Source organism: Paenarthrobacter ureafaciens, from assembly GCF_004028095.1.
Lineage (GTDB): Bacteria > Actinomycetota > Actinomycetes > Actinomycetales > Micrococcaceae > Arthrobacter > Arthrobacter ureafaciens.
Genome location: NZ_SBHM01000007.1, coordinates 2,173,836 through 2,189,805, shown reverse-complemented (window position 1 = coordinate 2,189,805; position 15,970 = coordinate 2,173,836). Strand labels below are relative to the sequence as shown.

General features: G+C 62.4%; 11 protein-coding genes and 2 rRNA genes. 5 read left to right on the top strand and 8 right to left on the bottom strand.

What is annotated here, in order from left to right; translation table 11 throughout:
- The first annotated feature begins 26 nt into the window (after positions 1–26).
- The 5 genes from AUR_RS14490 to AUR_RS14470 all read left to right on the top strand — a co-directional run bounded on the left by AUR_RS14490 (position 27) and on the right by AUR_RS14470 (position 6,833).
- Positions 27–1,529, top strand: a complete 1,503-nt coding sequence (locus AUR_RS14490; RefSeq protein ID WP_021473759.1) for an alpha,alpha-trehalose-phosphate synthase (UDP-forming) — start codon at positions 27–29, stop codon at positions 1,527–1,529.
- Complete coding sequence (gene otsB, locus AUR_RS14485; protein ID WP_021473760.1) at positions 1,519–2,322, top strand: trehalose-phosphatase; 804 nt, start codon at positions 1,519–1,521, stop codon at positions 2,320–2,322. Before AUR_RS14490 ends, otsB begins: the two co-directional genes overlap by 11 nt.
- A gap of 206 nt (positions 2,323–2,528) precedes the next feature.
- Complete coding sequence (locus AUR_RS14480) at positions 2,529–3,611, top strand: ABC transporter ATP-binding protein (RefSeq protein WP_021473761.1); 1,083 nt, start codon at positions 2,529–2,531, stop codon at positions 3,609–3,611.
- Positions 3,612–3,828: 217 nt separating this feature from the next.
- On the top strand, positions 3,829–5,421 hold the full coding sequence (locus AUR_RS14475) for a beta-N-acetylhexosaminidase (protein WP_062095297.1): 1,593 nt from the start codon (positions 3,829–3,831) through the stop codon (positions 5,419–5,421).
- A complete protein-coding gene (locus AUR_RS14470) occupies positions 5,418–6,833 on the top strand; it encodes a DUF4032 domain-containing protein (protein WP_021473763.1) in 1,416 nt (471 codons plus the stop codon). Before AUR_RS14475 ends, AUR_RS14470 begins: the two co-directional genes overlap by 4 nt.
- A 35-nt stretch (positions 6,834–6,868) precedes the next feature.
- Here AUR_RS14470 and AUR_RS14465 read toward each other — a convergent pair whose 3' ends face one another.
- From AUR_RS14465 to AUR_RS14430, 8 genes are all read right to left on the bottom strand, one after another.
- Positions 6,869–7,570, bottom strand: a complete 702-nt coding sequence (locus AUR_RS14465) for a GntR family transcriptional regulator (RefSeq protein ID WP_031216928.1) — start codon at positions 7,568–7,570, stop codon at positions 6,869–6,871.
- 71 nt (positions 7,571–7,641) lie between these two features.
- Positions 7,642–8,121 (bottom strand): pyridoxamine 5'-phosphate oxidase family protein, encoded by a 480-nt coding sequence (locus tag AUR_RS14460; protein ID WP_021473765.1) that lies wholly within the window; start codon positions 8,119–8,121, stop codon positions 7,642–7,644.
- Between the two features lie 41 nt (positions 8,122–8,162).
- A complete protein-coding gene (locus AUR_RS14455; protein ID WP_021473766.1) occupies positions 8,163–9,500 on the bottom strand; it encodes an MFS transporter in 1,338 nt (445 codons plus the stop codon).
- A gap of 191 nt (positions 9,501–9,691) precedes the next feature.
- Positions 9,692–11,041 (bottom strand): FAD-binding oxidoreductase, encoded by a 1,350-nt coding sequence (locus tag AUR_RS14450; RefSeq protein ID WP_375338543.1) that lies wholly within the window; start codon positions 11,039–11,041, stop codon positions 9,692–9,694.
- Positions 11,042–11,144: 103 nt separating this feature from the next.
- Positions 11,145–11,717 (bottom strand): GNAT family N-acetyltransferase, encoded by a 573-nt coding sequence (locus AUR_RS14445; RefSeq protein ID WP_277749648.1) that lies wholly within the window; start codon positions 11,715–11,717, stop codon positions 11,145–11,147.
- Positions 11,710–12,204, bottom strand: a complete 495-nt coding sequence (locus AUR_RS14440; RefSeq protein ID WP_021473769.1) for an SRPBCC domain-containing protein — start codon at positions 12,202–12,204, stop codon at positions 11,710–11,712. Before AUR_RS14440 ends, AUR_RS14445 begins: the two co-directional genes overlap by 8 nt.
- An 89-nt stretch (positions 12,205–12,293) precedes the next feature.
- A 5S ribosomal RNA gene (gene rrf, locus AUR_RS14435) occupies positions 12,294–12,410 on the bottom strand.
- Positions 12,411–12,555: 145 nt separating this feature from the next.
- Positions 12,556–15,716 (bottom strand): 23S ribosomal RNA (locus AUR_RS14430).
- Positions 15,717–15,970: the final 254 nt, after the last annotated feature.

Genomic DNA, 15,970 nt, shown 5'->3' with positions numbered 1-15,970 from the left:
AGTCACAGCAACCCCAGGGGGCAGTAATGCAGGATTTGGCAAGCGAAAAACTCACGACGGAACAGGGCGTTAGGGCCTCACCCACGCAGAAGCCCACGGCGAGCACGTTCGATTTCATGGTGGTGTCCAACCGCCTGCCCGTGGACCGTTACAGCAACGACGGCGATACTAACGGCGGTGACGGCTGGCGCCGGTCCCCCGGCGGCCTCGTGACCGCACTGGCGCCCATGATGACGAAGTCCGACGGCGCATGGGTCGGGTGGCACGGCGCCCCGGACGAGACAGTGCGTCCTTTCAGCCACGAAGGCATGGACCTCGTCCCGGTCCAGTTGAGCAGCCACGAAGTGGAGCTCTACTACGAGGGATTCTCCAATGCCACCATCTGGCCGCTTTACCACGACGTCATCGCGCCGCCGGAATTCCACCGGACATGGTGGGACTCCTACCGCCAGGTGAACAAGAAGTTTGCCGACGCCGTCATCCGCCATGCCGCGGACGGGGCCACGGTGTGGGTGCAGGATTACCAGCTGCAGCTTGTCCCCAGGCTGCTCCGGGAAGCCCGCCCGGACTTGAAGATCGGCTTCTTCAACCACATTCCTTTCCCGCCGCCGGAAATCTTCGCGCAGTTGCCGTGGCGGCGCGAGATCATTGACGGCCTGCTCGGCGCCGACCTCCTCGGCTTCCAGCGCCCCAGCGACGCCGGCAACTTCATGCGGTCAGCCCGCCGCTTCCTGGGCGCAAGCGTCAAGCAGCAGCAGGTCCACGTCAAGGGACAGGACGGACAGGTCACGCACATTGCCCGCGCCCAGGCGTTCCCCATCTCGATCGACGTGGACCAGATCCGCCAGCTCGCCACGCGGCCGGATATCATCGAACGGGCCCGGCAGATCCGCAAGGACCTCGGCGATCCCAAGACCATCCTGCTGGGCGTGGACAGGCTCGACTACACCAAGGGCATCGGGCACAGGCTGAAGGCCTTCGAGGAACTCCTGGCCGACGGGCACATCAAGGTTGAAGACGCCACCCTGATCCAGGTGGCAAGCCCCAGCCGGGAACGCGTGGAGCAGTACCGCCTCCTGCGGGAAGAAATCGAAGGCACGGTGGGCCGGATCAACGGCACCTACGACACCATCCAGAACACGGCCGTCCGCTACCTGCACCACAGCTACCCCGTGGAAGAGATGGTGGCCCTCTACCTGGCGGCCGACGTCATGCTGGTCACGGCCTTGAGGGATGGCATGAACCTGGTGGCCAAGGAGTACGTCACGGCCCGCTCCGAGGATGACGGAGCCTTGGTCCTCAGCGAGTTCGCCGGCGCTGCCGACCAGCTGAAGCAGGCCTTGCTGGTCAATCCGCACGACATCGACGGGCTGAAGTCATCGATCCTGCGGGCCATCAAACTGGACCCCAAGGAAGCCCGCCGCCGCATGAAGCTGATGCGCAAGCAGATCCTTGACCACGACGTCGACCACTGGTCCGCGGACTTCCTGGCTGCGCTCAAGGAAAAGGTGGTGCGCGATGACAGCTGAGCAGACCCCCCTCTCCCTGGCGCCGGAGCTGCTCGACGCGGTCCGCCGCATCGCCGATACGGAACACCTGCTGGTTGCCCTCGACTTCGACGGCACGCTTGCCCCGATCGTCGATCATGCGTCCGACGCCCGCCCGCTTCCCCGGTCGGCTGCGGCTTTGGAGCAACTCGCTGGGCTTCCGCGCACGACGACGGCACTCATCTCGGGACGCGCCCTGGACAGCCTGCGCGCGGTCGCCTCCCCGCCGGAAACGACGCTTCTGATCGGAAGCCACGGGGCGGAAGTCTGGATGGGAGAAGGATCCCTCGGACTGGAACTGGATGACGAGCAGCGGCAACGCCTGGCTTCGGTGCGCGAGGTGCTCGCCGGCATCGTCAACGTCGCTCCCGGCACGTTGCTGGAAGACAAGCCGGCAGGCGTGGTGCTCCACACCCGGCTGGCGGACGACGACGTGGCCGAGGACGCCGTCCAGGCCGCCCGCCTGGAATTGCAGGACCGTCCGGGGGTGTACTTGAAATCCGGCAAACGGGTGCTGGAAACCTCGGTGATCCAAGCGTCCAAGGGCGAGGCCGTGGAGTTCCTCCGCCAGGCCACCGGAGCCACCGCGGTCCTGTTTGCCGGTGACGACGTCACGGACGAGGACGCGCTGGGCAGGCTCCTGCCCGGGGACGTCGGCATCAAGGTGGGCCTGGATTTCACGCAGGCAGCGTACCGGGTGGAAGCTCCGGTACATGTGGCCGAACTCCTGGAAGCGCTGCTCCGGGAACGACGCCGCGCCGTTGGCTCCGCATGAATCGCGAACAGAATTTCATGTGACCTTCGTAACAGTTCGACAGTTCGTCAAAAAGTCTGACATACTCTCGTATGTGACGTGACGCACAGCATCGTGCGGCGCCACGGGCGACTCCTCGGCTCCGGCCGGGGAGTTTCAACTGAAAAACAAGAACCATTCACTACGGATCGTCCGGCACGTACCTGCCGGTGAAGGGATTGATAACTGTGGCAACAGTTACTTTTGACAACGCTACGCGTCTGTACCCGGGCACTGATAAGCCCGCCGTCGATAAGCTGAACATCGACATCGCTGATGGCGAATTCCTGGTCCTCGTTGGACCCTCCGGTTGCGGTAAGTCCACTTCCCTGCGCATGCTCGCAGGCCTGGAGGACGTCAACGCAGGCCGCATCCTGATCGGCGACCGCGACGTCACCGACGTTCCGCCGAAGGACCGCGACATCGCGATGGTTTTCCAGAACTACGCGTTGTACCCGCACATGACTGTTGCCGACAACATGGGCTTCGCCCTGAAGATCGCCGGCGTCTCCAAGGAAGAGCGCGCAGAGCGTGTCCGTGAAGCCGCAAAGCTTCTTGACCTTGAGCAGTACTTGGACCGCAAGCCGAAGGCCCTCTCCGGTGGTCAGCGCCAGCGTGTCGCCATGGGCCGCGCAATCGTCCGTAACCCGCAGGTCTTCCTCATGGATGAACCGCTGTCCAACCTGGACGCCAAGCTCCGTGTCCAGACCCGTACCCAGATCGCGTCCCTGACCCGCCGCCTCGGCGTCACCACCGTCTACGTGACGCACGACCAGGTCGAGGCAATGACCATGGGCGACCGCGTCGCAGTGCTGAAGGACGGCCTCCTCCAGCAGGTCGACACCCCGCGCAACCTGTACGACCGCCCGCAGAACGTCTTCGTTGCAGGCTTCATCGGCTCCCCCGCCATGAACCTGCTGGAACTGCCGGTTGTTGACGGCGGCGTCCAGTTCGGCGGCACGGTCTACCCCGTTCCGCACGATGTCCTCGATGACGCTTCGGGCAAGACGGTCACCGTCGGTACCCGTCCGGAGGACCTCGAGACCGCTCCTCAGGGCGAAGGCCTCCAGGTTGAGGTGGACGTCGTGGAAGAGCTCGGAGCCGACGCTTACGTCTACGGCCACACCACCCTCGACGGCAAGAGCCACGACATCGTGGCCCGTGTTGACGGCCGCCGTCCTCCGATGAAGGGCGAGTCCATCTTCGTCCGTCCGCAGTCCGGCCACGTGCACCTGTTCGACACCAAGACCGGCCTCCGCCTGGGCGACTAATCCCCACCGACCCCCTAGCCTCGCTTCGCTTCGGCCAGGGAACCCTGTCGGCGTGGGCCCACCCACCGACCCCTAGCCTCGCTTCGCTTCGGCCAGGGAACCCTGTCGGCGTGGGCCCACCCACCGACCTGAAGTAGCGATAACGGCCCGACCCCCGCGTCGGGCCGTTATCGCTTTAACCCGCCCCGTAGCGGCATCGGACCAGAAGGAGAACGGCATGAACGTCACGGAACTCCTCATCCCCAAGCCTGTGCACGTCGCCGTCCTGGATGGCCGGGCTTTCACCTTGGGCGGCGCCACCCGGATCTCCGCAACCGGCGCCGCCGTGCCCGTTGCCGGGCACCTCGCGTCATTCCTGCGTCGCGCTACCGGCCACGAACTTCCGCTGGTCAGCGATTTCCGGCCCGGTGACGTGGCACTGGAGCTGACCAGAACGTTCGACGGCGGCCCTGAGGCTTACGCTCTGACTGTCACCGACGCAGGCGCACGGGTCCGGGCTGACACACCGGCCGGGCTGTTCAACGGCATCCAGACCCTCCGCCAGTTGTTCGACCCCGCCATCGAAGCCCCGCCGGACGGGCCCGCGGGAAACACGGACAGGCAACGCGACTGGACGGTCCCCGCCGTCGAAATCAAAGATGCTCCCCGCTTCCGGTACCGCGGTTTGATGCTTGACGTTGTGCGCAGTTTCTTCACCGTTGCCGAGGTTAAGGAACAAATCGACGTCATGGCGCAGCTCAAGTTCAACGCCTTGCACCTGCACCTGACGGACGACCAAGCATGGCGCATCGAGATCCATGAACCGGAGAACAACCCCTCCGGGCTGGAGTACGCCACCCTCACGGCAGTGGGCGGGGCCGTGAACCACCCTGGCGTTGGCCTCACGCCCGGTCGGACGGGTTTCTACACCCAACAGGACTACCGGGACATCCAGGCCTACGCAGCCGCCCGCAACATCACGGTGGTTCCCGAGATCGACCTCCCGGGCCACGTCAATGCAGCATTGGCAGCCGTGCCCCGGCTCAACCCTGATGGCATGGCCAAACCCATGAACGCCACGGGTGAGGTGGGGTACTCCACGCTGGACGCAGACATTCCCGCCACCTACGAGTTCGTCAGCGAGGTATTGGGGCAGGTTGCCGCCATCACGGACGGCCCATATCTGCACATCGGCGGGGACGAGGCCCACGTGACCGGCCACGAAAACTACCTCGCCATGGTCCGGGAGTTCGCAAGGATCGGCGCCGCCACCGGCAAGACCGTGGTGGGCTGGAACGAGGCGGCCGAAGCGGATCTGCCGGATGGAAGCGTGGTGCAGTACTGGTTCGGAGACTTCGGGCAAGTACTGAACAAGGCCGAACAAGGTACTGCCAAGGTCATCATGTCTCCTGCCGACCGGACGTACCTGGACCAAAAGTACGATTCCACCAGCCCCATCGGACTGTCCTGGGTTGACGGCGGCCCCTTCACCTGGTCCGAGTACTACCAGTGGAACCCCGCCCAAGGCGGCCTTGAAGACCAGCACATCCTGGGCGTCGAAGGTCCCCTATGGACCGAAACCGTCCGCGGCAACCGCCAGGCCTACTGGCTGCTGTACCCGCGTGCGGTTTCCCTCGCGGAAGTGGCGTGGTCGCCACAGGAGGCCCGAAGCCTTGGTGACTTCCGACGTCGGCTGGGCGGCTTCGGCGAGCGGCTCGCCAACCAGGGGGTCACCTTCCAGCCGGCTGCCGACGTCGAATGGTCCGCCACACCGGCCGATCCCTTCACTGAACCGAACAACACCACCGAATACGGAACAATTGAGGCATGAGCGAGCAAAACGGAGCCCAGTGGCACGACGAACCTACCGACTACGGGCAGATCGGCAAGCTCCCACGGAAGGAAGCTGCGAGCGCGCAGGACTCAACCCCGCCGGCGAGCGTCATCGGTTCGCTCAACATCACCGCAGCAGCGGCCGATCCTGAACTGCTGGACCTTCCCTGGCACATCGCCTTGGAGGACTGGCCGGCTGAATTCCTGGCAGCACTCCCCCGCGGTATTTCCCGCCACATTGTCCGGTTCGCGCACCTTGGCGGCTCCGTCATAGCCATCAAGGAAACCTCTGAGCACGTGGCCCGGCACGAATACCACATGCTCCGGAAGCTGGCCCGGCTGGACGTCCCCTGCGTTGAGCCGGTGGCGGTCATCACCGGCCGGACGACGGCGGACGGCAAACCGCTGAACCCCGTGCTGGTCACCCGGCATCTGAAGTTCTCCATGCCGTACCGCGCACTGTTCTCCCAGATGCTCCGCAAGGACACGCTGACCCGCCTCATCGATGCACAGGCGCTGCTTCTGGTCCGCCTTCACCTCATCGGTTTCTACTGGGGCGACGTGTCGCTCTCCAACACCCTCTTCCGCCGCGACGCCGGTGCATTTGCCGCCTACCTCGTGGACGCTGAAACCGGTGAGCTGTACCCGGACCTCTCCATGGGCCAACGCGAGTACGATCTGGAGATTGCCCGGGTGAATATTGCGGGCGAGCTCATGGATCTCCTGGACGGCGGCCTCATCGAGGAGAAAGTGGACCCCGTAGCTACCAGTGAACTGATCATGGACAGCTACCGGCGCCTCTGGGCCGAGCTGACGGAGAAGGAGTCCTTCGAACTCGGCGAACGCTGGCGGGTGGCGGCGCGTATCCGCAGGCTCAACGAGCTCGGCTTCGACGTCGAGGAATATGCCATCAAGACCACGGCGGACGGTTCCACGATCCAGCTGCAGCCCAAGGTGGTGGACGCCGGGCACCACCAGCGCCGGTTGCTGCGCTTGACCGGCCTGGACGCCCAGGAGAACCAGGCCCGCAGGTTGCTGAATGACATGGACCAGTTCCGTGCCGACAACAACCCCGAACTGGACGAGGAAATCAGCGCCCATGCCTGGGTCAGCCAGATCTTCGAACCGATCGTGCGGTCCATCCCCCGGCACCTGGCAGGAAAACTCGAACCCGCCGAGGTGGTCCACGAGGTCCTCGAACACCGTTGGTACATGAGCCAGAAGCAGGACCGCCACATCCCCCTCGCGGAGACGGTGCAGTCCTACATCGACACCGTCCTGCGGCACCGCCGTGACGAGGCCGCCATCATGCTGAACCCGGACACCGAGATGTTGAAGATCCTCGAAGTGGAAGTTGAAGAGTCCGGCCGGTACGACGAGGTGGAAGAATACCCCGACGCCGACGACTGAGGTCCTGGAGGGAACGCACGGCGCCCTCCGGCACCTTATGGTTCCAGGGTTTCCGCGAGCCCGGCCAACACGGGCTCGCGGCCCAGCTCTATGTGGGAGTAGGCCAGCGAGTAAGCGAGCTCGGGACGGCCGTTGAGGATCGCGTTGCACAGCTGGGTGTGTTCTTCCCGTTGGAGTTCGTTGCTGCGGTTGTGCGCCAGGCCGAAGATCCAGCGCATGCGTCCAAACAAGGGCTTCACGGACTCCATCAGGAGGCGGTTGCCTGAAAGGCGGACGATCTCCGCGTGCAGTTCCGCGCTGATGAGGACGACGTCGTCGGTACGGTCCTCGTCGATGGCAGCTTTGGATGCTTCCATGAGTTCCCCGAGGCGGCCGCCGTCGCCACCCTCGGCAACGCGGGCGGCCGCTTCCCTGGCGGCGAAGGTTTCCAGGCACAGGCGGACGTCGAAGAGCTCATTGACGTCCGTCAGGGTGAGTTGGCGTACCACCGCGCCGCGTCGCGGGAAGGTGGCCACGAACCCGTCCTGTTCCAGCCGCTGGATGGCTTCCCGGACGGGGATGCGCGAGACGCTGTACATGTCCGAGAGTTCACGTTCCCGCAGCCGGGAACCCTGGGCGAAGGACCCTGACACGATGCCTTCGAGCACCAGTTGGTATACGTACTCCGCGCGGGCCTCGTCATCGCGGACGTTGCCGTTTTCCGGACCAGCCTCTGCCACTGTGGAACTCCCCTTCATGCCGGCGCCCAACCGAGTTCGCCGGACGGCACCGGTCAGCGCTCCAACCGAGCATACACGGGTGGAAACAGCTACTCGGCGCTGGCGGTGGGAGCATCGTCCAAGGGAGTCCACCACGTCGCAGGAGGGGTCACTTTGAAACGCCGCCCGGTCACGCTGTTGGGCGTAATCCTGATGAACTGGTCCTTCTGGCCTGCTTCCCATGGGAACAGCAGGAGTCCGATGGTATCCAGGACGTCCTGCGTCAATTTCACTGCGGACGCCCTTCCTTTGGCCACCACGCTCCAGGCGACGCCGGTGTCAGGGTTGACTCCGTCCGCCTCAATGGCCACCGGAGTATCGCTGAGTGCGGCGTGGAGCTTGGTGCCTTCCCCTGTACGGAACACCAGGCTTCCGTGGTCAACTTTGTAGTTGACGGGGAAGATGTCCGGGTGGTCGTCCACCCACACGGCCAACCGGCCAACGGAAACTCCCCGCAGGAGTTCCCAGCATTCGTTCACTTCAAGGATTTCGGTCGCGGAGTTCGGTTTGTTGGTCCCAGGTGTGTTCATACGCCGAGAATACGCTGGGCACCCGGCCGCGACCAGCAGCTTTACGGAACAAGCTCAGGTGTGGAGCTTTGGCCCGGGTTGTCCTTCGCGGTTGCTTTGGGGGTTTCAATGCTCACCAGCGGCCCGCGAATCGCCAGGTATCCGGCTGCCGCCAAGACCAGCGCTTCACCCGCCATGGCCAGGAAGGGAGCCTCCCAACCGCCCGACCAGGTGTGCAGCAGCCCCGCAGCAAGAGGGCCCAGGGAGGCCAGGGCAAAGCCGAAGCCCTGGCTCATCGCGGAAAGCCGGCCGGCTGTCAACGGTCCCGCTGAACGTATGACCACCAAGGCCATGGCCAGCCCGAAGCCGGCACTCTGGACCACGCCCAGCACGCCGACCATGAAGAACTGGGCCCCGGACGGAGCTACCAGGACACCAATGAGCGCCACTGCGACGGAAAGGCCCAAACCTGGTCCCAGAACCCGAAGGACCTTGGGCTTTCCGGCCAGGACAGGAGCCAGCAGGCTCGCCGGAAGGCCGGCCAGGCTGAACCACGCCAGCAACGCTGCGGCATCCACGGAGGAGAGTCCCTCGGAGACAAGGAAAACGGCCAGCCAGGACGTGATGGCGAAGTAGAGCATTGCCTGCAACCCGAAGAACGCTGTCACGGCCCAGGCCGTGCGCTGCTTACGCAGTGGAACAACAGCATTGGGCACCACAGCACTGGGCGCGACAGCCGACGACGGCGAATCCGGCGTCAGCGCCGCAGCTTCCCCGGCCGCTGAGGTGGCATTGCCCGCTGAGGTGGCATTGCCAGCCGAGGCGGCATTCCCCGCCGAGGTGACATTGCCCGCTGCGGCCGGTGCCGACGTCGGGCCTCCTCCCGAGCGCTGTATCAGGAAGGCGCCCAACAGAGCGGGCACGGCCCATACGGCGAGTGCCCCACCGAGGCTGCCGCCCAAGGCATGTTCCAAGGGCCGGACGAGTCCGGCGCCCAAGGCTGCACCGAGTCCAAACCCCAGGGCGCAGAGGCCCGTCCACCAGCCCGTGCCGCGGTTGGTCTTGACGATCTGGGGAACCAACACGCTGGCCGTCATAATCGCCATGCCGCACAGGAAGGTTCCGGGCAAAAGGAGCGCCGGGACAGTGGCCCGCACAATGAGCGCCGCAGCCAGTACCAGCAGGGCGACTGCCACGGCGCGCCCAGCGCCGAGACGCCGGGCCAGCCAAGGCCCGATGGGCCCTGATACGCCGAAGGCAAGGACCGGGAGCGTGCCCAGGAGGGGCAGCCATTGCGGACCCAGCTGGAAGGCATCCTCGAGCTGGTTCATCACTCCGGCGATTGTGGTGATAGCTGGCCGGAGGTTGATGGACACCAGCACCAGGGCCAGCAGCACCATGACCGTCTTCAGTCTTGGACTTCTCCCTGTACGGCTCGGCGCTTTTCTCCCACATCCATCCCCTCTTCGGTATTTTGGTATACCAAAATAGAATAGGACGCCAAGACGTCAAAGTAAACCGCTGATAAAGCGCGGCGAAACATGACCGAAAACGCAGATCGAGATTATTGGAATACCAAAAGCCTAGATGGCTAAATGGCCTTTCCGGGGTTCAGGATCCCTGCGGGGTCGAACAGCTCCTTGATCCTGCGCTGCAGTTCACGCACAGGTTCAGGCTGCTCCAGCCCCAGCCAACGGAGCTTGTATTGGCCTACTCCATGTTCCCCGGTGATGGTCCCACCCATCTCCAGGCCTACCCGGATGGACTCATCCAGGGCCGCGTTGAGCCGCACCAAGGCGTCGGCGTCTGTAGCGTCGTCCACGCGGTCCATCCAGAACGTCGGATGCAGGTTGCCGTCGCCGGCGTGGGCTACCACCTTGAGCCGGACCCGGTGGCGGACGGCCATGGCCTCGAGCGATGCGACGAACTCCACCAGCTTCGAGCGCGGAACGGCAATGTCCTCGCCCACGCGGAACTCGTCGTCGACCTCCACGCCGCGGCTGTTGCGGCGCAGCTCTACCAACATTTCCGCTTCCGCGCTGGCTTCCATGGTGACTGTAGCGCCGCCATCGGCAAGGACCTGCCGGACCACAGCCGCCTCAGCGGCCGCCCCAAAGCCGTCGGTCTGAATCAGCAACAACGACTTCCCGCGCTTCTGCAGGTCCGAGCCGTGCAGTGCGTCCAGTTGCTCCAAGGTTCCGTTATCCAGCAACTCCATGATGGCCGGCTGCACCCGCGCTTTGCCGACCGCCAGCACCCCGGCAGCTGCGCTGCGGAAATCCTGGTAGAAAGCCGCAATGGTGTGGACCTCGTGGGGCAAGTACTTGAGGCGGACCGTCACGCCCACCACTATCCCCAATGTGCCTTCAGAGCCCACCATCAGCGCCGTGAGGTCATAGCCTGCCACGCCTTTGAACGTCTGGTGCCCGGTATGCAGGAGGGAGCCGTCTGCCATGACGACGTCCAGGGCAAGAACAGAATCACGCGTCACGCCATACTTTGCACACCTCAGGCCGCCGGCGTTCGTCGCCACGTTGCCGCCAATCGTGGACATCTTGTAACTCGCCGGGTCCGGCGCATACATGAGCCCGTGCGCAGCGGCAGCAGCGTTCAGCTCCGCGTTAATGACGCCGGGTTCGACGACGGCGGTCTCGTCATCCGGGTTCAGGTCAAGGATCCGCTTCATCCGTTCCAAGCTGAGGACGATGCAACCCCGCGTGGCGTGGGCTCCGCCCGATACGCCGGTACCGGCACCGCGTGCAACGATTGGAACCCTGTGCGCGGAGCACGTACGGACAATGTGCTGGACGTCCTGCACCGATTCAGCCCATACGACGGCGAGTGGCAAGTGACGTTCGAGCAGCGGGCCTTGGTCTGCGGAGTAGACCGTCAGTGTTGCCTCGTCCTCGGCCAGCTGGGATGGTGCCAGGCCGGATCCCAGCTGTTCCACGAAATCCCGATCCTCCGGCGCCCGTCCCGCCGAAGCTTTGTCCACGGCTGCGCGGCCTCTAATGCTTTCCTCCGTGGTTCCGGAAATAGCCGTTTCATCCGCCAAGGTCGGTGTTCCTTTCGCTCATGGTCAGCCGACGCTCCATGATCAGCTCACGTTTGGTCTTGTCCTGGGGGAAGGGCTTGGACTCCCCCGTCAGTAAGAAACCATGGCGTTCATAGAAAGACAGCGCGCGGGCATTGTCCTCGTGGACGCCGAGCTCCAGCACGTGGGCTCCCAAGTCATGGGCAGCTGCATCGCAGCACGCCACCAGCAGCTCGTCAGCCAAGCCCAGCCCCCGGTATTCCGGTGCCACGTAGACGCTGATCAACACTGCGTGCAGTGAATTCCCCACCTTTTGCGGATGCGTCAGGGCTACGCGCATGAGGCCCCTGATCCGGCGGGCGGGGTTGTTTTCCTCCGCGATCAAGGTGACGCTTCCGTCTCCCGACATCGCCTTGGCCCGTTCCTGCCACTGCGCATCGGTTTGCCGCCGCGCCGCATCCAGGCTCTCGATATACGCCATGGGAGTATCGGCCAGCATTTCCAACCGCACGGCTTTCAATTGCTGCCAGTCGCCAGCAGTGAGCCGTCTGATCCCGGCCGTGGATGCACCCGCGCTAGGCAACGGCTCCGCCCATGAACCGTGAGTAGTTCGCCAGGACGCCCGGCCATCCTTCAGCGTAGGAATCGCGCGTAGCTTTGGGGTCTTCAGCGCCCTCCCAACCATCGTGCACAAGGCGCACTTCGGTTCCCCCGTCAACGGCCCTGAAGGCTACCAGAATCTCAGTAGACCAGAGCGGGGTGCTGGCAGGGTACCAACTGGTGTGGAAGGACATTGGGGGCTGCCAGTCGTCGATGGTGCCCCAGACCGACGTGCGGCCGTCCTCGGCTGTCTCGAGGATCATGTTCTCCTCAAATTCCACATGCGAGCCGGCCCCGTAGACGCTGTGTTCGGCCATGGGCCACCACAGGTGCGGGTGGTCCGTGAATCCCATGAATGCGTGCTGAATGGTGGTGGGCACCACGGTAGTGAATACCAACGGCTCCAGGTCCTCCCCACCTGCGTTGGCCGGTGTGGAGTCAGGGGTGGGGTGGCTGAAAAGACTTTCCATGACCACCAACTCTACCCGTGGTTTTCGGGGGTGGGTTTTAAATGCAGTGAGCCCCGACCGTCGTGGTCGGGGCTCACTGTGTAATTTGTGTCCGGCGGTGTCCTACTCTCCCACACCCTCCCGGGTGCAGTACCATCGGCGCTGTGGGTCTTAGCTTCCGGGTTCGGAATGGGACCGGGCGTTTCCCCCACGCTATGACCGCCGTAACCTTGTTACCCGTCCCCCGCCTTGTGGTGGGGGTGGGAAGTGTGTGTGGTTACAACTGTGGTGCTTGTTTAGTTGTGTTGTTGTGTTGGTGTTCCCGGGTTGTTGGTTGGGAACCACATAGTGGACGCGTGCAGTGTGTTGTGTGTGGTGTAAGTTGTTGGCCTATTAGTACCGGTCAGCTTCACGAGTCTTTAGTCCTCGCTTCCACATCCGGCCTATCAACCCAGTGGTCTGGCTGGGGGCCTCTCACACATAATGTGTTTGGAAATCTCATCTTGAAGCGAGCTTCCCGCTTAGATGCTTTCAGCGGTTATCCCATCCGAACGTAGCTAATCAGCGGTGCACTTGGCAGTACAACTGACACACCAGAGGTTCGTCCGTCCCGGTCCTCTCGTACTAAGGACAGCCCTTCTCAAATTTCCTGCGCGCGCAGCGGATAGGGACCGAACTGTCTCACGACGTTCTAAACCCAGCTCGCGTACCGCTTTAATGGGCGAACAGCCCAACCCTTGGGACCTACTCCAGCCCCAGGATGCGACGAGCCGACATCGAGGTGCCAAACCATGCCGTCGATATGGACTCTTGGGCAAGATCAGCCTGTTATCCCCGAGGTACCTTTTATCCGTTGAGCGACGGCCATTCCACAATGTACCGCCGGATCACTAGTCCCGACTTTCGTCCCTGCTTGAGATGTATCTCTCACAGTCAAGCTCCCTTGTGCACTTACACTCGACACCTGATTGCCAACCAGGCTGAGGGAACCTTTGGGCGCCTCCGTTACTTTTTAGGAGGCAACCGCCCCAGTTAAACTACCCATCAGGCACTGTCCCTGACCCGGATCACGGGCCGAAGTTAGATGTCCAAAGTGACCAGAGTGGTATTTCAACGATGACTCCACCCGAACTGGCGTCCGGGTTTCAACGTCTCCCACCTATCCTACACAAGCCACTCCGAACACCAATACCAAACTATAGTAAAGGTCTCGGGGTCTTTCCGTCCTGCTGCGCGTAACGAGCATCTTTACTCGTACTGCAATTTCGCCGAGTTTATGGTTGAGACAGCGGGGAAGTCGTTACTCCATTCGTGCAGGTCGGAACTTACCCGACAAGGAATTTCGCTACCTTAGGATGGTTATAGTTACCACCGCCGTTTACTGGGGCTTAAATTCCCAACTTCGCCCGCAAGGGGCTAACCGGTCCTCTTAACCTTCCAGCACCGGGCAGGAGTCAGTCCGTATACATCGTCTTGCGACTTCGCACGGACCTGTGTTTTTAGTAAACAGTCGCTTCCCCCTGGTCTCTGCGGCCCACACCCGCTCCACAAAGCAAGTCTGTATCACGGGGCAGGCCCCCCTTCTCCCGAAGTTACGGGGGCATTTTGCCGAGTTCCTTAACCATAATTCTCTCGATCGCCTTGGTATTCTCTACCTGATCACCTGTGTCGGTTTGGGGTACGGGCGGCTAAAACCTCGCGTCGATGCTTTTCTAGGCAGCATAGGATCACCGGATCCCCCCATGCGGGGGTCCCATCAGATCTCAGGATCGTGCTCGAAACACACAGGAACGGATTTGCCTATCCCTGACCCTACATCCTTGGACCGGGGCTACCATCGCCCGGCCCGGCTACCTTCCTGCGTCACACCTGTTAATACGCTTGCCTCCCGGGATCAGGTCCCAGCACCAGCCCAACCATCACACCACAAGTGGCGCAACAAGAAAGACCGGCGGTGGTTAGTATCCCCCGTTCAACATGGGCGGTTTTTCGCCGGTACGGGAATATCAACCCGTTGTCCATCGACTACGCCTGTCGGCCTCGCCTTAGGTCCCGACTTACCCAGGGCAGATTAGCTTGACCCTGGAACCCTTGATCATTCGGCGGACGGGTTTCTCACCCGTCTTTCGCTACTCATGCCTGCATTCTCACTCGTGTAGGCTCCACCGCTGGTTTACACCGCGACTTCACCGCCCACACGACGCTCCCCTACCCATCCACACCCCTGAACCACGAAGGCTAGGGTAATGCGTGAATGCCACAACTTCGGCGGTGTACTTGAGCCCCGCTACATTGTCGGCGCGGAATCACTTGACCAGTGAGCTATTACGCACTCTTTCAAGGATGGCTGCTTCTAAGCCAACCTCCTGGTTGTCTAAGCAACTCCACATCCTTTCCCACTTAGCACACGCTTAGGGGCCTTAGTTGGTGGTCTGGGCTGTTTCCCTCTCGACTATGAAGCTTATCCCCCACAGTCTCACTGCTGCGCTCTGACTTACCGGCATTCGGAGTTTGGCTGACGTCAGTAACCTTGTAGGGCCCATCGGCCATCCAGTAGCTCTACCTCCGGCAAGAAACACGCAACGCTGCACCTAAATGCATTTCGGGGAGAACCAGCTATCACGGAGTTTGATTGGCCTTTCACCCCTACCCACAGCTCATCCCCTCCATTTTCAACTGAAGTGGGTTCGGTCCTCCACGACGTCTTACCGTCGCTTCAACCTGGCCATGGGTAGATCACTCCGCTTCGGGTCTAGATCACGCCACTGAACACGCCCTGTTCAGACTCGCTTTCGCTACGGCTTCCCCACACGGGTTAACCTCGCGACGTAACACTAACTCGCAGGCTCATTCTTCAAAAGGCACGCCATCACACCCATACAACCCCGAAGGGCTGCAGATGCTCTGACGGATTGTAAGCACACGGTTTCAGGTACTGTTTCACTCCCCTCCCGGGGTACTTTTCACCTTTCCCTCACGGTACTGGTCCGCTATCGGTCATTAGGAAGTATTTAGGCTTATCAGGTGGTCCTGACAGATTCACACGGGATTTCTCGGGCCCCGTGCTACTTGGGATCCTCTCCAAAGGCGGTGCCACACATTACGGTTACGGGACTCACACCCTCTCTGGCCGGCCTTTCAAGACCGTTCACCTATACGCACACCCACACCCCACCGGTCCGGCAGAACCAGCACGGAAAGTCCCACAACCCCGCCCACGCAACGCCCGCCGGCTATCACACATGGAACGGTTTAGCCTCATCCGCGTTCGCTCGCCACTACTAACGGAATCACTCTTGTTTTCTCTTCCTGCGGGTACTGAGATGTTTCACTTCCCCGCGTTCCCCCCACGCACCCTATGAATTCAGGCACGGGTCACACAATCACCTTGCAGCGTTGTGCGGGGTTTCCCCATTCGGACATCCTGGGATCACCGCTCGGTTATCAACTCCCCCAGGCTTATCGCAGATTCCTACGTCCTTCTTCGGCTCCTAATGCCAAGGCATCCACCGTGCGCCCTTAAAAACTTGACCACACAAAACCACAACCCAAACAGGCTGCGGCTGATGCACTCAATCAATTCGAGAGAACCACGACCACAAAAGGGCCAGGTTCATTCATCAAAGAAATTGCTAGAACACACAACCCACACCCCCAAAAAGAGTGCAGGACCATGTGTCCAGATGCTCGCGTCCACTATGTAGTTCTCAAACAACAACCCCGTCAACCACACCCACCCCACACAAACACGAGGGGGTGCCGGCCGCAGGAACAACAAGAAACACCA